We start from the raw sequence: 18,826 nt of genomic DNA, 5'->3' as shown, positions 1-18,826 counted from the left end.
CTTGCGTGATGTTGATGGTCTGTAAGACATGAAAAAAGCCATTGATAACCAGTAAGTTACTGATCATCAATGGCTTTTAGAGGTTCTGGTGGGGCGGCGTCTACCGAATTGTGGCTTGAAAACCACGCCCAGCAATAAATCTGACGATTTGAATTTAAAAAGTACCGTCAAAAATACCGTCACATTGATGTGGCTGCCATCTCTTCACCACCCAAGATGACAGATTAGAGGCCTTTGCTTCTCATGACCTGCATCAGGTCATCGACTGTATTGATACGGTCTAGGTCCGCCTTGGTAATCTTTGTGTTTAATGCCCGGCTTAGGCGTCTAACCAGACCACTACGCATTGGGATGGAATGGTGATACCCACCCAAGGCGCTACCCGCCCACAGGTAGTCGTACAACCCAATTTGACCGAGATTTGCACCCGTGGCTTGATGCAGGGCTTTGCAGGCCTGGGTAATGGCAGGCATGGCCGGACTGTGACTGTGTTCCCGCTGGAGTCGCTCGATATCGAATGGTGCAGGCTTCCACGGTCCCGCTGAGATACTGAGATGAAATTTCAGGTGGGCAATTTTTGTCGTCACCAGTACTGCGCCGACGACAGCCAGCATGACAGCTTGTAATGGACTGACGTGTGTGTGACTGACCAGAACCCCGCCAGCAATGAAGAGCATGATGATACAGATGATGATGAGTGCCAGCCGCATGGTTGCTACCCGATGTTGTGACGTTAGCATTCTATGGCTTGTCATGACGTACTGAATAATTTTGGTTCAAATAAGTACCAGGTAGCCAGTCCACTCCGACGTTAGAGAAGAGTCATGTAGTCTAGTGGTCGACTCCGACCTTCCCGGCAGCCATGGTCGACTCACCTCATTCATGGGGTTCTGTTTTCGCAAACGACCACAGCGGCTTGATGCAGTCATTCATGGGGTATTTTCGCAAACAAGCCCATGCATGCCGACATGCCCAAAATGGGCAGCTCGAAGCCCCCCACTTCGGGGGTCTCCATGGGGTTAATTTCGCAAACACCAGCCTGCCTTGCTTTTGGCCTCCATGGGGTTGGTTTTCGCAGAATGACAAGGCCGGGTCAGCCGGACGCCAGAAATGGCGCTTGCCAGGTGAAACGAAAAGGTGCGCAGGTGATGCAGGTGCTCGGGAAATACCACCACTTGCCCCACTTGGTATTCTGGTAAAACTGGGTGTCAATTTCAGGCGTCAAGCCTGAGGACCGTGTGACATGTAGACAGGGCAAGCGTTTGCGGCTGTTTTTCAACCCCTGATATTGCCTGAGAAAAAATTGAATGTTCGCGGCCTGGGTGTGGATGGCCACGATGGGCGTAAAAAAGCCCGCGCTCGGCGGGCTTGTGAAGCAGCTATCAGGCTTCTTTCGTTTCAAATCGCATTGCCCCCCAGTCGAACCGGTTGCCATCCAGCTCTGCCATTGTCACGTACATGGCAAACCGTTCATGGGGTAACAGCTGCGTAACTGCAAACAGGGTATGGAATGGAACCCCATGCTTGACCAGGTAGCAGTCCCGGGCAAACTCGGGGTTCCTACTCAGTTTTTTGCGGCGGACTCTTCTTCCTTGATGCCAGCCTTCATCTTGGCGCGTGCCGCTTCCACCTTCTGGTACAGATGCTTATTCAGCGCGGCCATGCCGTCACTGCCCAAAATCGCCAGTACTCCCTCCACCTGCTTGAGGCTGGCGGGTAGCGCATGGGCATCATCATTGATGTATTCGACCATGGCAGCCGGCAGTGCGAATGCGTTCATGAATACGTCGTTCTCTGCTGCTTGGCTGCCTACGGCCATCACCAGGCGGGCATGCTGTAGCGGGCTCAGGATGCGCAGCTGGATGGTGCGGCCGCGTGCATCGGTAAAGCGGTCTGCCTGGTCGGCAGGCTGTGCGGCGGTGTCGTGGGTGGTCTGTTCGGTCATGCTGGTGTTCCTCATTCGTGGGTAGTGGTGCCGGCATGGTGAACCGGCCCGGGTAAGTGCTATCGGAGTGACATGCTTGGTGCGGATGGGTAAGGCAATCCCATTGTCCGGTCGAGGCCGTTGCCCGTTACGGGCGGTCGGCTGGCCTGCCTGGTGATGTCGGTCACGACTTGGGCGGCCACTTCCTTGGTGCCAAGGACAACCTTGACGTTGACTTGCGGTGCGGCCGGCGGCGGCAGGCTGGCCATAACACCACGCATCACACCAGATACATCTGCGGGGTTGGAAAACTGGAACGTGTTGCCCTTGAGCGGGTGGAATGGCTGGTAAGGGTCGCCAGGCAGGTGGCTCATGGCTGCTGCTCGGCGCTGTGCATCAGCCTTGGTCGGACCGGGCTGAAAGTTGTCCATCACGCCAAGCCCTTGGCCAGGGTGGTATTGGCCAGCTTCCCGCTCGGCCTTCTTCCGCTCCTCCATCCACTGGTGACCCATGTCATAGCCAAGGTGGGCGGCGGTATCCGCAATGGTGTAGAGCAGACCTATCTCACCCAGCTTCCCAGCCAGGCCGGCCAGCTTGCTGGTGAAGTTGCCTATTCCGCCGGCGACAGCAGAAACTCGGCCGATGCGCTCCACGTCACCGATGGCACCGGCAAAGGTCTTGATGCCATCAGCGCCTCGGAGAGAACGCAGCTTGGCCAGGTCTGCAGCAAGGCCGATTCCCTGAAAGGCTGCCATTGTCAGCTTGATGGTGCCGCCAATGGCCAGCGCTGGGGCAAGGTAGAACAGATCCTGAGCTAGGGCGCGGACAGCCTGCCCGTCGTCCTTCATGTACTGGTTGAAATCTTTGAGAAGAGAGTTTGCCGACTTCAGGACCCCGATGGTGTCAGGCAGGAGGGTGACGCCCAGCTGCGTCATCAGCGTGTTCCACTGTTTGTGCAGTTCAATCATCTGGCCATCAACCGTGCCGCGAGCCGTCTTGTCCAGGGCGTCAATGCCCATTGCCGACTTGTTGGCCTCAATCTGCTTCTGAAGGGTTGGCATCTGCTGGTAAATCCGGCTCATCAGACCTGAGCCCGTGCGGTTACCCAGAATCATGCCAAGCTCGCGGATGATACCCTCGTCGCTGGTGATACCCTTCCGGGCGAATGCCGGCAGCAGCACCTCCTGCAGAAGTGCCATCTCGCCTTTACGTTCCAGCACGTCGGAGCCAAAGAACGCACCAGGCAATGCTTTCTTCAGCTTGCCCAACTTGTTGAATTCCACCATCGACTTGTCCAGCAGGCCAAGTCGGTACAGTTCCTGCTGTGCAGTGATGGTGCCGCGCGCCTGTACCAGGTTCTGGTAGATGCTCATCGCACCGGTGCCATAGCGCTGGCCACCAAACTCCTGAATCAGCGGCTCGGAGCCAAGGTAGAACTGTTCATTGTCACGGCGAGACAGTGCTACGCCACCGGTTTTCAGGGCCTGCAGCAGCTGGCTGGCATCGACACGGCCCCGGCTGCCTGAGATGACCTTCTGCACGTAGTCGGCCTGGGTGGAAAAGGCATGCTCGCTGGCCAGCCCGCCGCGAAACTCGATGACCTTGAGCATGTCCATGAATTTGGACTCGTTCGCTCCGCCACCTTCTTTGCCGAATACCGCCTCGTTGGCAAACTTCATCTTGGCCATGAGGGGGGCGGCGAACTCCGCGTGATGCAGGTCCTTGAACACAGCCATCGCATCCGACAGCAGGGTCATGTTGTCATTCAGGCTGGTGCCGAAGGTATTCATCCCCATGGCGAAGCGTGCAGCCTGGCTGTTGACCGCATCCCCAAAGCCCAGCGAGGCGAACCGCGCCATTTCAGTCTGCAGCTTGCGAGCATCCTCCAGCGGGGCCTTGAACATCATGCCCAGGCCTACGCCAGCACCAAGCATGAACGCCCCGCTGGCCGCGGTTTTCTTTATCTGGTCTAGCCGCGCCTGCAAGCCATCCACGTCCCCCTGGGCGGTGCGAAGTTGCCGGCTCATGATGCTTAAGCCAGACCCCAGCTCGTTCATCAGCTTGATGCGGACGGCGACTGAGTATTCTTCACCCAGCATTGGTCAGCTCCAGTCGCATATGGTGCAGCCCGCAGCGAGCCAGCGCCCGAATGGCGCTATCGCTGGTGTGGAAGCGTCGCACTTGGTTGCCACGTGTCTCCAGGTGTTCGCCGTTTATCTTTACCCGGTAGTCCCCGGGCAGGCCGTACACCAGCAGGTCTGCCACCTGGCTCGGTTCTGGAATTTCACTCTGGCGCATGCCTAAATCCTTATTGTTACGATATAACATAACAATAATAGACCGCTTAAGCAGCAAAGGGGAATACTGCGCAGGGAATCAGGCTATTTGCTGGCCTTGAGTGTCAGGCTGTTCCAGTCAACATCGGCTGGCTTTGTGCCAAAATGTGAATAGGCCTTCTTGGCTGCTGCCTTAAGCTTTGCATCCGCATCTTTTGTTTCTTTTATCAGGTGCTGCAGCTCCCCACTATTCAGCATTTCCATGCCAGTGTGCGCCTGAGCGGCAACATCAACGGCCAGCTCGACTCGTACCGCCATCACATCTTGTACGGCCTCGGTGATGGAATTGAAGAATTCAGCATCATCATCACTCAGGTTCGCATCGCTTGTGATTTGATACACCTCACCTTGCGCCTTCTGCGCCGATTCCTTCATTGCTTCTGCAGCCTCTGTGAGCTTATCCAAATCACGGAATTGGTAGGCCTGCTTCACTTTCGCCAGATAGACCTTCTGCATCACAAAGTTGGTGCGCAGTGCCAGGTTAAGCCGGTTGATGTAGTCAGATAGCGCAATGGCGGCATCCCGACCGGTAAGCACAGGACTGCCATCGGCTTCCGGCGCGGATGCGTCTACTGCCGGGGTGCTGGAATCGGTTACGGGAGCGCTTGCCGGTGCCGGCCACTCTTTTCTGACCTCAATATGACGACTGTCATCACACCCGGAAAGACATGCAACGACCAAACCTACAATCACCAAGCGTTTCATAGCAGCCCTCATTATTGACAATGGCATTTTATGCTCTGCGACAGCATCAGTGGAAAGAGAAAATGAAAACCCGCCACACGGGCGGGTCTACTCTCGGGGAAAACCTACTTTTCCGTACCTCTCATGGGGTTCGCCTCGCTTTTGGCCATTTTTCGCAGCCTTGGCCTTGCCTTCTGGCGTTGTTGGGCCGGTGGATAGGCCACCATGCAACTTGCACCGGCCACTGCCATAGATGGCTGTTATTTTGCACGGCGTACCGGCCCTGGTCTTTGCCCCGCAGGTAAGGCTATCCATCCATGGCTTACGGGTTGGATACTCAGGCAGGGACGGTGGCAGCATGGGGTTCCAGCTGCCAGGGGCCGTAGTGTTGCTATAGCTTTGCCACTCCCTTCGACTGTGTTCACGCAAGATTTTGTTGCGTAAGCAGTCCACGCGCCTCCACTCCTTGGTGTACGCCTTGAATTCTTTTCGACGCTCATCGTCTGTCATGCGCCACCTCCAGAGAATGCCTTCACCATTGCGGCCATTGCCTGGCTGCTGCGCTCCTCGGCTCCATCTGCCCATGCCTTGGCCACTGCCTTGTCACGCTCCATCGTGCGGGCGCTGTAGTAGGCCGTGACGGGCATTTCCACAAAGCTCTGTGCAATGGCGTTCCACACTTCGTCACGGTGCCGTACTGCCACCAGTAGACCAGCAGCAGCCATGCCCCGAAGGGTGCGGGCCACGCTGGGCCGACTCCCGCCGATGCGGTCAGCAATGGTCGATGCGCAGTAAGGCGGTGCGCCGCGCTCAAGGTAGTCGTGTTCGTCGTGCTGTTCCAGCATCAGTAGAATGGCCCGCTTCCGTGCGGTATCACGCCTCCCGGTCTGTTTTGTTAATGTATCGCTCTGCAACGTCACCTTATGCCCCTCCCATTACACGATTGACCACCTGAGCCACTGCAAGGTCGCCCACTGCCTCACATGCTCCAGCCAGTACCGGTAACACCCGGTCAGGTTTGGCACCATCCTGTAACAGCCACGTTTCCAGGTAGGAGGCAGTAGGCACTCGGCTGGCCTTGAAGAGAGCAATACACTCCGACACCAGCAAGCGGGCCTTGGCGCGGCCATCGGGTGGTGTGCTCTCCAAGTCAAAAATGCAGCCGTAGGCCATCCAGATGGTGGCAGCCATGCTGAGCATATAGCCGCCTTCTGGGTCGTCAGGAATCGGGCGGAAATGGTCCCGGCTGTTGAATGGTTTTCTCATGCTGCCTTGTCCTCTCGTTTCGGAGTCCACGCGCAGCGGCCGGCAAAGCGCCAGTGCAGGTAAGCGGACTGGTTGGGGTCGTTGGATGCCCGGTGGGGGCGGTAATGCTGGGCGCAGCCACCAATCACCTTGTTGCCTCGGTAGGTGGTGGCCGGGTTCACCAGGGTGCGCAGTTGCTGCTGGCCGTTCGGTACGGTGGCTTCGCCACGCCAGTGGTCGCAGCTCATGCAGTCGTGCAGATCGGCCAGCAAGTCGGCATCCGGGTGATGCTTGGCCAGGTGTGCATCCAGGCAGGCCACCAATTCGCGCACCGGGGTGCCGTCCTGTTCAATCTGCCGGCGCAGGATGCCCAGCCATTCCGCACGGTCGGCCACCGGCCACTGCTCCAACCGGCAAATCAGGTTGACCCGTTCCAGCAGGTCGGCGGGCAAGGCCGGGGCTGGTGTCGGCTGGCCGGTGGCCACGGCGGTGACGATACCAGCAGCAAGGTCACCCACGGCGGTGAAGTAATTCCCCGGTTTTGGGGTGTTTTCTTCACTCTTTCGGGGTGACTGTTTTTTGGTGGGAACAGTGGGAACAGTGGGAACAGAATCCTGAAACCCTTGCTGGGTAAGGATTTCCGCTGTTCCCACTTTTTGTTCCCCCTCTGCTCTGTTCCCACTTGCGGGGGAACAAGTGACCGGTTTGGGGCCGGCTCCCAGTATTTCGCCAAACCAGCTGTCAGCGCTCATTCCTCACCCTCCAGTGCGGTTCCGGTCATCACGTAGACATTGACCGTGGCAGAGTCCAGCGCCTTGATCCGCTTTTTGCGGGTATTGCGCTGCTTGTTGGCTTCCACATCCCCGGCCAGCATCCAGCCGGCTTTAATCAGGGCGCGCGCGGCGGCGGTATGCTGGAAGCCTTTGCACACCTCCCGCTTGAATGGCTCGGTCAGTACCCAGAATTGCAATCCGCCCGTGTCATCGGTGAAGGTGAAGCCGGCCCGGTTCAGGTGGCGGGCCAGCACTTCCGGTGCGGCATCATGCGGTGGAAAGCGGGTGGCACTATGCGATTGCATGAAGGCGGCCACCTGGGCGAACAAGGCGCGGTCGTCAGCTGCCTGCCCGGTGTTGTTTTCGGCCAGCCATTCGCGGAAGCAGCAGCGCGCCGCCCGGAAGGCCTCGCCAGCCTGCCAGCCGGTTACCCCGAAACGGGTGGCCAGCTCCCCGGCAAAGGCCACCAGGGCAAAGCGCGCCGCCACACGGCCAATTTCCTCTGCAGCCCCTGCAGGAATGCCCAGGTGCGGGATGGCCTTGGCCACATTGGCGCGGACTTCTGCACGAATGGTTTGCTGTTCCTCCGGGCTGGCCAGCTGCTCGAGGAAGGCTTGTCCGGCGGTGCCGTAAAAGGTCCGGGCATTGCCCTTCATGGCGTCGGCAAAGGCTTGCCCGCTGGTATGGTGGTGCAGCTGCTCCAGCGTCCCCATACCAGCACCAGCATCGGCAGGGATAGCTGGCAGGCGGGCCATCTGGCCACCCTTGGCGGTCTTGCCGGCTTCGGCCATGTGCTGGGCAAGGTCAATCTCCCCAGCAGACAGCAGCATCACGCGCCATGTCTGTGCCGGTCGGTTGCCGCCCTCCTTGGTCATGCGGGCCTTAGCCTGGCCATTGGCAATCAGGTAGGCCGCGCCGCCAGCGTCAGCGGCGGCAATCTGGGCCAGTTCATCCAGAATCAGCAGACCATCATTTCTACCCAGGCACAGTGCTTCCAGGCCGTTCTGGGTGGTGCGCCATTTCTTGGCATAGCGGTCGGGATTACCCCAGACGCTGGCTGCCGGATCCAGCAAGGTGGACGTCTTGCCCTTGCTGGTGGTGCCCACATAGTGGAAGCCGCCGCCAGACTCGCCGGCCATATCCGCCAGCACACCAGCAAAGGCCACGCTGATGGCAAACACAATGCGGGAATTGCCCGCTGCCATGGCCGCAATGTGCTGCTGCCAGTCCTGCAGGGTGCCGGCGCTATCGAAGTCGCCAGCATCTGCCCCTTGGTAAATCACACCCTCGCCATCCTGCTGGCCAAACACCTGCCCGGGTAGCACATAGCGCAGGTCATGCCAGCCGATACGGGATACGCAGCGCAGACGGGTGGCTGAGTCTGGGCGGTGATTGAGTACGTAATCAACCAGCTTCTGCCTGGCCTTGCCGTTGGTGGAAATGGTTAGCCCACCGCGCACCAGCTCCCGGCGAAACTCGGCGGTGTCACTGGCTGCCAGCATCTCCACCGGGCAAGCCCAGCGATGCGGATGCCCTTGGCTGCAAGGTAGGGGTGTTCTGCTGCCACGTCGTGGCCCTTGGCCCACAGCGCCATGGCCTTGTCCTTGGCTGCCTGCCGCTGCAGGGCGGCCAGTGCTTCGGCCTCTGCCTGGGCGTCGGCGCGTTCCTGCTCCAGCTTGGCCCGCTCCTCGGCACTGGGAGGCTGATAGGGCTGCTCGGGCCGATAGCCGTGCTGGATGGCCTGGGCAAACAGGCTGGCAATGGTCACTTTGCCACCGGGCTTGATGCTCTTCCACACGCTCTTGGCTGCCTTGGGTTGGTAGTTGTCAGCGGTGCGGCTCCAGTCATCCCACAAGGGGAAACCGGCTTCGCCCAGCTCGCTCTTTATGGCCATGCCGTGCAATACCCATCCGTCCCGGCCATGGGGATCCAGATAGCGCAGGGCGTTCGCAATTTGCTCCATGGAGCTGCTCATAACGTGCCTTTCGGACGTAGTTTGCCCAACCCATGACGGCGCTCAGGCGGCCATGGCAGGCGTATTCAGTAGGGATTAGCGGTTGAGGCTGGCCAGCAGCTCCGGCGCTCGCTCAGTGATGCGCTGATACAGCACATTCACGGCATCGCTGCCTTGGTGCTCCAGTGCGTCAGCCAGGCATCCGGCAAACACACCAGCAAAGGACTCCAGCAGGGTGCTGGCGGCTTCTGTGTGGTCGGCGGCGCTATCGTAGGCGCTGGGGTGCAGATGCTCGTTTAGCAGCAACAGCAGGCGATAGGCAACGGACTGGCCGTCATGCTCGGCGGCGTGGATTTGATTGGTGGTCAGCATGGCTTACCCTCCACGGCTGCAATGCGGTCGTGAGCCCACTGCCGGTCGGCAATCATGTGCGCAGCGTCGTGGGTGAATTCCAGTGCTTCGCCTAGTACACGCAGTAAGCGGCCAACCTGAGGCAGCACAATCGACTCATTGCCGATGTCTGACGGGTAGTTGGTGATGAGGTGTGCCAGACCCTGCATGCCGGCTGCAATGTCGGCAATGGCCACTTCGGCATTGCTTTCCAGCAGGCTCAGGGTACGGCTATTCAGCTTGGGAATACGGCAGCCAGCAGCCTTGTTAATCTCGCCCTGCTCTTGCAAGTCGGCGTGCTGTTCGGCCAGCAGGGTGAAGTGATTCAGGGTCTCGGTAGCCATTTAGTGAGCCTCCGAATCTACTGCAGCGGCGATGCTGCTCATCATGCCAACAATCCAGCCGCGCAAGCGCTGCTGCTCTAAGGTGAGGCCGTCGCAAGCAAGACCCAGACGGTTGAGTAGGCTTTGCTGGCAATGCCTAACCGTTGCCGTGGCAGCGCCTGCCATCACGGTGGCCATGGCGAAGGCTAGCTCGCCTTCGATATTGCCGTGGCAGTAGGCGATAGCACCTTGGTCGCTATCATCCATCTCCATCAGGCCATATTCATGGGCAATGGTCTGGGCGGCGGCAATCAGGCTGCTGCCGTTCTCGGGGCGGAAAAGGGTATCAGCCATTTAGCGCACCTCCACGACAGAGAAGCCGACAGAGGCAGGCGCAATGCGCACGGCGTGGCCAGTGCGTGCCAGGTGCAGACGGGCGATGGTTTGCGCCTCGGCCATAGTGGCAGCGGTGCTGATGGTGTTGGAAATGGGGAATAGGCGCGACAGGGCGCGGGTGATGCTAGGCATAGTGGCCTCCAGTGCTATGTGAGGCCTGCCATCCGTCGCCAAACGGGGGTGGCAGGCGCGTGGCGGGGTTGGCGAACCGGCGCACTGGGAACCGGCATACCCGAAGGTATCCCCACCACGACCCGCCATAGAAATGGACGCACCAATGGTGTGTAGGACGGACATAAAAAATGCCGCATAGAGGCGGCTGTCCGCCAGTGCAATCAGGTCGCCAAACCCGGTGCCGCTATTGAACGGCACCGGGCTATTGTTGCCCAGCATTGCCAAGGGGTCAAGGACCATCATGCTGTAAGCCTCCCGGCGATAGGTCCAAACAGTCGGGCAAAATCCTGCACGCGGCGCTTGGCTTCCTGGTAAGCCAGGTCATGGCTGCCGCCGTCGGCAAGGGTGTCGGCAATGGCAGCATTCACCAGTTGGTAAGCTGTGCTGATGGCATTGCGCTGTGCCGGGCTGAGATGGTCACGCTGACCAGCCTCGATACCGAACGCCTTGTTTATCATTCGCTCGATGTTGGAGTGAAAAATACCCTCTGGCACAGTACTGCCATGGTTTGCGGCACTGATGGCCACCTGCCGGATAGCATCGTGGGCAAGATGGTAGAAGGGCAGATACTGGCCGTCCTTGGCTTCCTGCCGCCGACGCGCCTCACCGAATGCTTTTACCAGGCGGAATTTCACATTCACGGCACGGCCCGTGTTCCGCGACAGCGTGGCGGCAAAGTAGGCTTGGTCCTCGTTCAACAGGGCATAGCGGACAGGCATGCCACCCTTGGAGCCTTTCGGGGGTTTCTCCATTTGAAATGTGACTACCCCAAATGCTTCAAAGTGCGTGGCGTGGTTTTCGATGTTCTGCAGCAGGGCGCGGTTTTCAATGTCCAGTTCGGCGGCAATGACACGGCTATCAATGCGCGGGCCGTCTTTGGCCAGTACTAGCGGCAGGCCGACGGCTTGAATGATGGGATTGGCCATTACGCGGCCTCCTTGCCTTGAGCATCCAGCCAGCGGCGCACGTCCTCGGCTTTCCAGGCAGTTACGCGAGGCGATAACCGAACTGGCGCCGGAAATGATTTAGCACGAACGCGCCGCCATAATGTTGAAGCAGAGAACGGAAGAATTCCGGGGATTCCGGTTTTGATATCTCCCACCAGCAGAGACTGTCGGACATAGCCAGTCTGGGGAAGGGTAATGACTTGAGTTTGCATGGTGCGGTTTCCTGTGACATGCCGTGATTGGCAGGGCTATGAAACCGCTGTTGCTTGGGGTGGAGACCCGATATCAGGTTTGTGGATACCCGATATCGGGGATTGAACTAGGGCTGGCGCGGCTTTGGCGGCTAGATAACTTCGGCGGCGGCATTCAGGTGGCTGCGAATAACATCTTCGCTGATGGCTACCCCCACGCTATCCAAGTCTTTTCTCAGCTCTGCAAGGCCGGTCAATCTACCGCTTTTGATTGGTATCTTGTAAACGGCCAATGCCATGCCGCCCACCAGTTTCAGCGCGGATGTTCTGCTTTTTCCCTGTAGTAAGTCGGCCCTGGCTTGTTTCAGGTCAGCTTGGCTCTGTGCAGCCTCCTTTTTTGCGCTGACAAGGTCATCCGTTAAGCCTTGCAGTTCATGGCGTAGCTTGTCACGCTCGGCGGTGGTGGCAGCCAGGTCTTGAGCCAGACGCTCGGCCTTTAGTTCGGCTTCGGCCAGACGATGGGCAAAGTTGGCCGCGTCGGCTGCACCTGCAACTGGCTGTGCTTGCGGCCCCCGTACTAGTGGCCAGCTAATACCTCGCTGCTCACACCATGTCTTAATCGACGGATGGCTGACGCGATGATGGTTTTGCACATCACCACAGCCATCCGTGTCAATGTCCAACTCCCGCCATGCATCCAGGATGGCCTGCCTCATGCTGACTACGCTTCGCGGCCATTGCTCCCCCCACCAGTCTTCCATTTCATCAGGATGCCGGCCGCAAATAATGCAAGCCGCCTCATCAATGGTGAACCACTGACGAAGGAAGAGACCCTGCTCCCACTTGGCCTGCTCAGGCCCTGCGGCAGCTGTTCCGCTCGCATTTAGCAGCTTCATGAAGTCGCCACGATTAAAGCCAAGACGTTCAAAGTCAGGGTCACATCGATATAGAAAGTCAGAATGGAATTTGGTCATCATCGTCCATTACCGGTGAATGCTGGTTCTCTGTTGCTAAACGGTCCAGTAGCTGAAATAAACGGTTCCTCCGGTGCCCTGCTGAAAGAACCCCATGCCCATCACTGAACTCACATACTTGGAGGTTTTGCCATTGCGTTGAGCGTCGAAGGGTTAGGGCCAGAGTAGCTGCAGCCTCTTGCGCTGTTTTTCCTTTGGCGTTGGCAATTAGGAATATGGCTTCACGTAGGCTGATGAACTTTGCCCGCTCTTCTTGTGGGTCAAGCATATGCGCTCCCTTTGCGCCCCTGTTAGGTAGCCAGCACCAGGCGGGCAGGGTCTCCCGCTTTTCGCCCCGTCGGGCTAGGTGCCGGCATAGCGGGTGTCAGACCATCTTGAATAGCGGCGTTACTTTCGCGCCAGCCTTCAAGCCGTCCAGGTAGTCCGCCCAGGACTGCATCATCTTGGTTCGTTCCGGCAGGTATTCGGCATAGTTGTAGGTTGCCCGGATGCTATTGCGCTCTGCGTGGGCCATCTGGCGCTCTATGGCGTCACGGTTCCACCCTTGTTCATTCAGCAGCGTGGATGCCATGTGCCGGAAGCCGTGGCCGGTCATGTCCTCCTTGCTGTAGCCCAGGCGGCGTAGGGCAGCATTGACGGTGTTGTCACTCATTGGGCGGCCATTGGTGCGCGCTCCAGGGAAAACATACTGGCGGCTGCCGGTCAGAGCCCGCAGCTCGGTCAGGATGGCGACGGCCTGCTGTGACAGAGGGACGAAATGTTTTTCCCGCATCTTCATGCGCTCTGCCGGTATCGTCCAAAGCTGGTGTTCCAGGTCAAACTCCGACCATTCCGCCTTGCGCAGCTCCCCTGGGCGTACAAACACCAGCGGGGCCAGCTTGAGGGCGCATTGAGTGATGAAGCTGCCCTTGTAGCCGTCGATGGCGCGCAGCAGCTCGGCAATCTTGCTGGGGTCGGTAATGGTGGGAAACGAGGTTTTGACGGCAGGGGCGATTGCGCCAACCAGGTCGGCAGCCGGGTTGCGCTCGGCCCGGCCAGTGGCCACGGCATAGCGGAATACCTGCCCGCAGTTCTGCATGGCCCGGTGGGCGGTCTCGATGGCGTCGCGCTTCTCGATGCGCTGCAAGCTGGCCAGCAGCTCCGGTGCGGTGATTTCAGCAATAGGGCGGTTGCCCAGCCAAGGGAAGATGTCGCGCTCCAGGCGGCGGATTATGCGGGTGGCGTGGCCTTCGCTCCAGGTGGGCTGGTACTTGGCAAACCACTCGCGGGCAACAGCCTCGAAGCTGTTTACCGCACTCAGCTTGCTGGTTGCCTTGGTAACTTTGCGCAGTTCGCCCGGGTCGATGCCTTCGGCCAGCAGGCGGCGGGCTTCGTCACGCTTCTCCCGGGCCAGCTTGAGACCGATTTCAGGATAGACGCCCAGCGCCAGCGTCTTGCGCTTGTCGTTGAAGCGGTAGTCCAGTCGCCAATACTTGCCGGTCTTGTTCACCAGCAGGTACATGCCTTTTTCGTCGGCGTACTTGGCCGGAGCCCCGTCATCCTTGGTCTTGGCGTTCTTGCAGGCGGTATCTGTGAGCGGCATGACGGTATCTGCCTGTGACGGTATGTGAGATACCGACAAAACTACCGTCAAGGGTGACGGTATGTCAATCCATGGTATGACACGGCGTGACACAATAAAAAAACCCCGAGAGGCTTATTTCTCGGGGTTCTTGGCACACCATGACACGGTGTGAAATGCTAATTTGGTGGAGGCGGCGGGAATCGAACCCGCGTCCGAAAGTCCTCTACAGTGAGTTCTACATACTTAGTCGTGTCATTTGGATTTAACCTCCGCTACGCCGACGGACAGGCTGAGCTTTGGCGAGTTACCTAAAGTTTCGCACCAGACCAAGTAACCCGGAAAGGCACTAGCAGATGTAAAGTGACACTACAGGGTTTTGACGCCCCCGGCCCATCTGCGAACCGTTGTAGTGTCTAGCCGGCCGTTAGGCTGCTAGAGCGTAAGTTTCGTCGTTTGCGACTAAAAAAATTCAGTGTTTTACGGGATGACTGAAATCCCGGTATGCCCCCATCTGCTTCGCAACCCCCGTCGAAACCAGGTCGCCCCCAGATAAGACTGACAATTATATAGATAAACCGTGCTCAGCACCAGCCCGGCTGTGCCGGGTGATCTGGCTTACTTGCTGGCAATCTGTACGCCCTGGGCGTCCTTGTCGGTGTTGTAGCGGACAACAAGGTGTTTGGCCGGTACGCCGGATGCCACCAGGAACTGTTTCACCGCCACGGCACGGGCGTGGGCTACGGCGCGGCCATGGTGGCAGTAACCACGGATAATCAGCTTCTTGCTTGACTGGAAGCTGGCAATCTGGCGCAGGATCTGGCCTTTGCCTGCCTCATCCAGCTCGCGGCTGTCGGCAGCAAACGGAATGAAAGACGGGTTGGCTGCCATATTGGCATCAATCTTCTTCTCCAGCGCGGCCTTGGCCAGGGCTGCGCTGTCCACTACCGGCTTGGCCGCTTGCGGTGCCACGGCTTGCGGGGCAACGGCCGGGGCTTGCGGCGGTTTGTGGCTGGAACAGGCAGACAGGGCAATAGTGGCAAGGCAGCAAAGCAGAATGCGTTTCATGTTGGTTTTTTCCAGTAGGGGAAGAGGAGGGTGCGGTAAGGCACCCATGCGCGGCACAGCGCCGCCTGTCTGTATAACGCGGTTAATCCCGGCGGGATGACAAGCTTGTATGGGAATTTGCTAATGTAACGCAGCAGTTGCCCCCGGCCATGTCGCAGCCGGGGCAAATGATGGCGTGCAAGGGCAGCCCGCCATGCTGCTGGCCATGCTAGTTTTGTGGCTGGTTTTCATACTTTCCCGCACAGGAGGTGACATGCCAGCCACCGTGACACCCGGCCCGCAAGCCGTTGGCCCGCAGTATTCGCTTGGCAAGATGCTGCACGCCCGCGACCGCACCTTTGATGCCATTCACCGCATTGCCGCGCAAATTCAACCCGGCATGACCGAGCAGCAAGCCAAGCAGCTGGCCAAGGCCACGCTGGAAAACATGGGAATGGAACGCATCTGGCACGCCATCGTCATCCGCTTTGGCTCCAGCACGCTGAAAACCTTCAACCAGAAAAACGACCCGGACAATGTGCTGGGTGAGGACGATATCTATTTCATCGACCTGGGCGTGGTGTGGGACGGGCACGAAGGGGACAGCGGCGCCAGCTTTGTCACCGGCAATAACCCGGCCATGCGTGCCTGCGTGGATGCCTGCCATGCCTTGTGGCAGATGGTGAGCCAGCATTGGCAAGCCACCGGCTGTGCCGGGACTGCGCTATACGACTATGCAGCCGAGCGCGCGGCAGCGCTGGGCTGGCAGCTGAATCTGGAAGTGCGGGGCCACCGCGTGTCCGACTTTCCGCACGCCATTTATCAGGCGGGCAAACTGGGCGATTTTGCCGACTGCCCGGACGCAGGTGTGTGGATTCTGGAAATCCAGATCCGCCATCCATCCCTGCCTTACGGCGCGTTTTACGAAGACCTGCTGGTACGCCAGCCCGCGCCATGACGCCAGCGCAGCATGCAAAACGCCGGCAAGCGCCGGCGTTGACCTGTGTGACAGCCCGTTGCCAGATCAGGGCGTGCCGTCGCAATGGCCGCCCTTGGCCAGTTCCAGCTTCAGCACGTCAGCCTTGCCTTCTTCTTCCGTCACCGGCTCCAGCCCGGCACCGCCCACAAACACGCCCAGCTTGATGTACTGGCGGACAAAGTAGTTACGGCCCGTCTCGGTCATCAACTCGATGGTGTTGGCAGAGAATTCCGATTCAGTGTCCAGCTTGTGCATCATCCCGCCAGCCACCTCGGTGCGAAAGAACACGTCCGGAGCACTTTCACCCACACACTTGCCATCAACAAAAATGTCTTTCTTCAGCGCCTTGCCCACAAAGCTGTTGCGGTAAATGTAAAGCCCGGCTTTGCCTGTGGAAGGGGCGGCAAAGGTTTTGGCGCGGGCGGATTCTTCTTTGGACGCCATGTCGACCGAGGCACAGCCGGTCAGCAGTACGGCAGCGATAAGGGCAGCAGCGGTGCAAATCTTCACAAAATTCTCCAGTGATGCGTTAACAAATATTTACATTTTACCGGATTATTCCCACGTCATTAAGATTAATGACAAATAATTTATCCGCAGCACTGTCATTACCAGGCAGGCACTGACAAATGCCCAGCTGGTGACGACTGCCCCCGCATTGACTACAATAGCTATTCATCTATCTATTCAAGTATTCATTCATGCCATGTCACGTCATGCCGAAACCCTGCGCCAGCAACTGGCTGGCGGACTGCGCACCGCGCGGCAACTTGTTGAAATAACAGGGCTAAGTCAGCCAACGGTGTCCCGTGCGCTGGCGGCGCTGGGTGACGAGGTGCTGCGCCTGGGGGGCGGGCCAGCTATTCACTACGCACTGCGTGATAGCGCGCGCAGCCAGTTGGCGGTGCCGGTTTATCGTGTCAGCGATGCCGGGCAGATTGTGGAGCTGGGCCACCTGCTGCCAGTGCGGCCAGACGGCTTTGTCATGCAGCAGACCGATGGCGTATGGCTGCACAGCAGCGGGCTGCCGTGGTGGCTGGAGGACATGCGGCCGCAAGGTTATCTGGGCCGTGCCTATGCAGCGGCCCACGCCGCCAGCCTGAGCCTGCCTGCCAATCCGGAGCACTGGGGCGATGCCGACATCCTGCGCGCCTTGCTGGCCCATGGCCATGACATCATTGGCAACCTGCTGATTGGCGACGCCGCCCGTCAGCACTTCCTGTCCATGCCGCAGCCACAGCCGGTGGAGCGTGCCACGCACTATCCGGCGCTAGCGCTGGCTGCCAGTGCGGGCGAGCTGCCCGGTTCGTCTGCCGGGGGCGAACAGCCCAAGTTCTGCGCCTACACCGAGCACGGCCATGTGCTGGTGAAATTCACCGCTGCCGAAGACAACGCCGTCAGCCAGCGCTGGCGCGACCTGCTGCTGGCCGAGCACCTGGCGCTGGCCGTGCTGGGCGTCAGCACCGGCTTGTGGGATTTCGGCAGCCAGCGCTTTCTGGAAGTACCGCGCTTCGACCGCATCGGCCCGCTGGGGCGGGTGGCGGTGTTCTCCTTGCGTGCGCTGGATGCCGAATTTGTCGGCGCTGCCCATGCACCGTGGCCGGTGGTGGTGCAACGGCTGATAGCGGCAGGCCATGTCACGCCCCAGTCGCAAGCCGGTGCCGCCTTGCTGTGGGCGTTTGGCACGCTGATTGGCAATACCGACATGCACAGCGGCAACCTGTCCCTCACCAGCCTGCATGGCCGCCCCTACCAGCTGGCCCCGGCCTACGACATGCTGCCCATGGCCTTTGCCCCGCGCGGTGGTGGCGCACTGGCCGACACCTTGCCCGAGGCCAATCTGCGCGCGGAAGTGCCCGCCGACATCTGGCGGCAGGCCCTGACGCTGGCGCAGGACTTCCACGCCCGGCTGCGGGCGCATGACGGTTTCTCCGCCCGTTTTGCTCCCTGCATTGCTGCGCTGGGCGCGCATATCGACACAGCCGCTGCGCGCATTGCACGGCTGGGCTGAACCCGGCCCGCCGCCGGGTTTTACTCCTGCCCAGTTGTCCGGCCTTCCGCCGCCTCCACCCGCCACGCCTGTTTGTTCATCCGTCTGGCCAATAGCTGATGGCAAGCCTCCGCCAATCGCAGTAATTCCACATTGCTGCTGGACAAACCATCCGGCGCGGCAATGTGCTGGGCCAAAGCCTGCAAGGGCGTGACCTGACTATTGAGCGCCACCAGTCGGCCATGTGCATGGCGGCTGGCGTGATTGGGGGTGAAGCGCAGCGTCAGCAGCCAATGGCCGTGCTGCCAGCCTTGTCCCTGTTCCAGTACCGCACGTAATACCGCATGGCTGATCTGCTGCCCGGCCTCCGCAGCCATGGCCAGTGCCTGGTCGTGCCGTGGTGCGTCGCTTGGCCGTTGCTGCAGGGCGGGGAGGACTTGGCGATTCAGCCAGTGGCGCAGCCGTTGTGTTGCAGGGCGATGGATTTGGCGCAGCGCCTGTTGCAGGGTGTGTTCCGACCAGTAGTGTTGCTGGTTGTCGTGCTGTGGTTGCTGGCAGCCGGGGTGTTGTTGGAGGATGAGTTGCAGGCGATGGCGCAGGCGTGGGCCGAATAGCTGGATGATGTCCTCGCCGTGCAGGCAGCAGGTGTGGGGGTGGAGGTGCAGGCGGATGGGTTTGCCGAGGTAGGACAGGGTAAGGGGAGGGGGATGCAGCTTGGTTTCGGTCATGGCGATGCCCTTCACGTGCAATAGACGCAAGTTAATAGGTTGCTTACTTGGTTTTTTGCTGGTGATGGGTCGCCAAACCCGATGCGTTGTTTAACGCAAGTCTTGGAGGCTAGCGGTCAATATCCATTGCGGCAATAGATGGTTGTGCGAATGGGATTGACCAATGGTTCAGCCCTAAGCGGGAATCCGCTGCGCGGATGATGTTTTGTG

The 18,826-nt window shown here is 59.4% G+C and carries 26 protein-coding genes and 1 other RNA gene; 2 read left to right on the top strand and 25 right to left on the bottom strand.

Annotated elements, in window-relative coordinates; all coding sequences use genetic code 11:
* Positions 1-224: 224 nt before the first annotated feature.
* From ACE3SE_RS11960 to ACE3SE_RS11850, 23 genes are all read right to left on the bottom strand, one after another.
* Positions 225-710, bottom strand: coding sequence for a hypothetical protein (locus ACE3SE_RS11960; RefSeq protein WP_374555533.1), 486 nt, complete (start codon positions 708-710; stop codon positions 225-227).
* Positions 711-1,093: 383 nt separating this feature from the next.
* Positions 1,094-1,402 (bottom strand): hypothetical protein, encoded by a 309-nt coding sequence (locus ACE3SE_RS11955; RefSeq protein ID WP_374555531.1) that lies wholly within the window; start codon positions 1,400-1,402, stop codon positions 1,094-1,096.
* Between the two features lie 162 nt (positions 1,403-1,564).
* On the bottom strand, positions 1,565-1,945 hold the full coding sequence (locus ACE3SE_RS11950; RefSeq protein ID WP_374555529.1) for a hypothetical protein: 381 nt from the start codon (positions 1,943-1,945) through the stop codon (positions 1,565-1,567).
* Between the two features lie 59 nt (positions 1,946-2,004).
* Positions 2,005-4,023 carry a hypothetical protein gene (locus ACE3SE_RS11945; RefSeq protein ID WP_374555527.1) on the bottom strand — a complete coding sequence of 673 codons (2,019 nt, stop codon included), beginning with the start codon at positions 4,021-4,023 and terminating at the stop codon, positions 2,005-2,007.
* Positions 4,013-4,222 carry a hypothetical protein gene (locus ACE3SE_RS11940; RefSeq protein ID WP_374555525.1) on the bottom strand — a complete coding sequence of 70 codons (210 nt, stop codon included), beginning with the start codon at positions 4,220-4,222 and terminating at the stop codon, positions 4,013-4,015. The genes ACE3SE_RS11945 and ACE3SE_RS11940 overlap by 11 nt, the downstream gene beginning before the upstream one ends.
* An 83-nt stretch (positions 4,223-4,305) precedes the next feature.
* Positions 4,306-4,965, bottom strand: coding sequence for a hypothetical protein (locus ACE3SE_RS11935; protein WP_374555523.1), 660 nt, complete (start codon positions 4,963-4,965; stop codon positions 4,306-4,308).
* Positions 4,966-5,052: 87 nt separating this feature from the next.
* Positions 5,053-5,259, bottom strand: coding sequence for an HGGxSTG domain-containing protein (locus ACE3SE_RS11930; RefSeq protein ID WP_374555643.1), 207 nt, complete (start codon positions 5,257-5,259; stop codon positions 5,053-5,055).
* 191 nt (positions 5,260-5,450) lie between these two features.
* Complete coding sequence (locus tag ACE3SE_RS11925) at positions 5,451-5,789, bottom strand: hypothetical protein (RefSeq protein WP_374555521.1); 339 nt, start codon at positions 5,787-5,789, stop codon at positions 5,451-5,453.
* A gap of 76 nt (positions 5,790-5,865) precedes the next feature.
* Complete coding sequence (locus ACE3SE_RS11920; protein ID WP_374555519.1) at positions 5,866-6,210, bottom strand: hypothetical protein; 345 nt, start codon at positions 6,208-6,210, stop codon at positions 5,866-5,868.
* The gene (locus tag ACE3SE_RS11915; protein ID WP_374555517.1) at positions 6,207-6,842 is read right to left on the bottom strand and encodes a hypothetical protein; all 636 of its coding nucleotides are present in this window, start codon (positions 6,840-6,842) and stop codon (positions 6,207-6,209) included. The genes ACE3SE_RS11920 and ACE3SE_RS11915 overlap by 4 nt, the downstream gene beginning before the upstream one ends.
* Before the next feature lie 95 nt (positions 6,843-6,937).
* Positions 6,938-8,464: a DUF927 domain-containing protein gene (locus ACE3SE_RS11910; protein ID WP_374555515.1), complete on the bottom strand. Its 1,527-nt coding sequence runs from the start codon at positions 8,462-8,464 to the stop codon at positions 6,938-6,940.
* Positions 8,407-8,925, bottom strand: coding sequence for a PriCT-2 domain-containing protein (locus ACE3SE_RS11905; protein WP_374555513.1), 519 nt, complete (start codon positions 8,923-8,925; stop codon positions 8,407-8,409). The genes ACE3SE_RS11910 and ACE3SE_RS11905 overlap by 58 nt, the downstream gene beginning before the upstream one ends.
* An 87-nt stretch (positions 8,926-9,012) precedes the next feature.
* Positions 9,013-9,288: a hypothetical protein gene (locus ACE3SE_RS11900; RefSeq protein ID WP_374555511.1), complete on the bottom strand. Its 276-nt coding sequence runs from the start codon at positions 9,286-9,288 to the stop codon at positions 9,013-9,015.
* Entirely contained in the window at positions 9,282-9,650 is a 369-nt protein-coding gene (locus ACE3SE_RS11895; RefSeq protein ID WP_374555509.1) for a hypothetical protein, read from the bottom strand. Before ACE3SE_RS11895 ends, ACE3SE_RS11900 begins: the two co-directional genes overlap by 7 nt.
* On the bottom strand, positions 9,651-9,983 hold the full coding sequence (locus ACE3SE_RS11890; protein ID WP_374555507.1) for a hypothetical protein: 333 nt from the start codon (positions 9,981-9,983) through the stop codon (positions 9,651-9,653).
* Positions 9,984-10,157: a hypothetical protein gene (locus ACE3SE_RS11885; protein ID WP_374555505.1), complete on the bottom strand. Its 174-nt coding sequence runs from the start codon at positions 10,155-10,157 to the stop codon at positions 9,984-9,986.
* A gap of 281 nt (positions 10,158-10,438) precedes the next feature.
* The gene (locus ACE3SE_RS11880; RefSeq protein ID WP_374555503.1) at positions 10,439-11,125 is read right to left on the bottom strand and encodes a Rha family transcriptional regulator; all 687 of its coding nucleotides are present in this window, start codon (positions 11,123-11,125) and stop codon (positions 10,439-10,441) included.
* Positions 11,125-11,358 carry a helix-turn-helix transcriptional regulator gene (locus ACE3SE_RS11875; protein ID WP_374555501.1) on the bottom strand — a complete coding sequence of 78 codons (234 nt, stop codon included), beginning with the start codon at positions 11,356-11,358 and terminating at the stop codon, positions 11,125-11,127. Before ACE3SE_RS11875 ends, ACE3SE_RS11880 begins: the two co-directional genes overlap by 1 nt.
* Positions 11,359-11,489: 131 nt before the next feature.
* Positions 11,490-12,314, bottom strand: a complete 825-nt coding sequence (locus ACE3SE_RS11870; protein WP_374555499.1) for a hypothetical protein — start codon at positions 12,312-12,314, stop codon at positions 11,490-11,492.
* A complete protein-coding gene (locus ACE3SE_RS11865; RefSeq protein ID WP_374555497.1) occupies positions 12,292-12,579 on the bottom strand; it encodes a hypothetical protein in 288 nt (95 codons plus the stop codon). Before ACE3SE_RS11865 ends, ACE3SE_RS11870 begins: the two co-directional genes overlap by 23 nt.
* A 96-nt stretch (positions 12,580-12,675) precedes the next feature.
* Positions 12,676-13,893, bottom strand: a complete 1,218-nt coding sequence (locus ACE3SE_RS11860; RefSeq protein ID WP_374555495.1) for a tyrosine-type recombinase/integrase — start codon at positions 13,891-13,893, stop codon at positions 12,676-12,678.
* A gap of 164 nt (positions 13,894-14,057) precedes the next feature.
* Positions 14,058-14,422, bottom strand: a transfer-messenger RNA (tmRNA) gene (ssrA, locus tag ACE3SE_RS11855).
* A 68-nt stretch (positions 14,423-14,490) separates the two neighbouring features.
* Positions 14,491-14,940 carry a hypothetical protein gene (locus ACE3SE_RS11850; protein ID WP_374555493.1) on the bottom strand — a complete coding sequence of 150 codons (450 nt, stop codon included), beginning with the start codon at positions 14,938-14,940 and terminating at the stop codon, positions 14,491-14,493.
* Between the two features lie 253 nt (positions 14,941-15,193).
* Between ACE3SE_RS11850 and ACE3SE_RS11845 the strand changes: the two genes are divergently transcribed.
* Complete coding sequence (locus ACE3SE_RS11845; protein WP_374555491.1) at positions 15,194-15,877, top strand: M24 family metallopeptidase; 684 nt, start codon at positions 15,194-15,196, stop codon at positions 15,875-15,877.
* A gap of 66 nt (positions 15,878-15,943) precedes the next feature.
* Here the strand turns inward: ACE3SE_RS11845 and ACE3SE_RS11840 are convergent, their stop codons facing one another.
* Entirely contained in the window at positions 15,944-16,408 is a 465-nt protein-coding gene (locus ACE3SE_RS11840; protein ID WP_374555489.1) for a DUF2846 domain-containing protein, read from the bottom strand.
* A 196-nt stretch (positions 16,409-16,604) separates the two neighbouring features.
* Between ACE3SE_RS11840 and yjjJ the strand changes: the two genes are divergently transcribed.
* Complete coding sequence (yjjJ, locus tag ACE3SE_RS11835; RefSeq protein ID WP_374555487.1) at positions 16,605-17,909, top strand: type II toxin-antitoxin system HipA family toxin YjjJ; 1,305 nt, start codon at positions 16,605-16,607, stop codon at positions 17,907-17,909.
* Positions 17,910-17,929: 20 nt separating this feature from the next.
* Here yjjJ and ACE3SE_RS11830 read toward each other — a convergent pair whose 3' ends face one another.
* On the bottom strand, positions 17,930-18,646 hold the full coding sequence (locus ACE3SE_RS11830; RefSeq protein WP_374555485.1) for a hypothetical protein: 717 nt from the start codon (positions 18,644-18,646) through the stop codon (positions 17,930-17,932).
* Positions 18,647-18,826: the final 180 nt, after the last annotated feature.

This window comes from Aquitalea pelogenes, from assembly GCF_041914625.1.
GTDB lineage: Bacteria > Pseudomonadota > Gammaproteobacteria > Burkholderiales > Chromobacteriaceae > Aquitalea > Aquitalea pelogenes.
The sequence above is the reverse complement of the archived record's forward strand: the minus strand, read 5'-3'. Positions and strand labels throughout refer to the sequence as shown.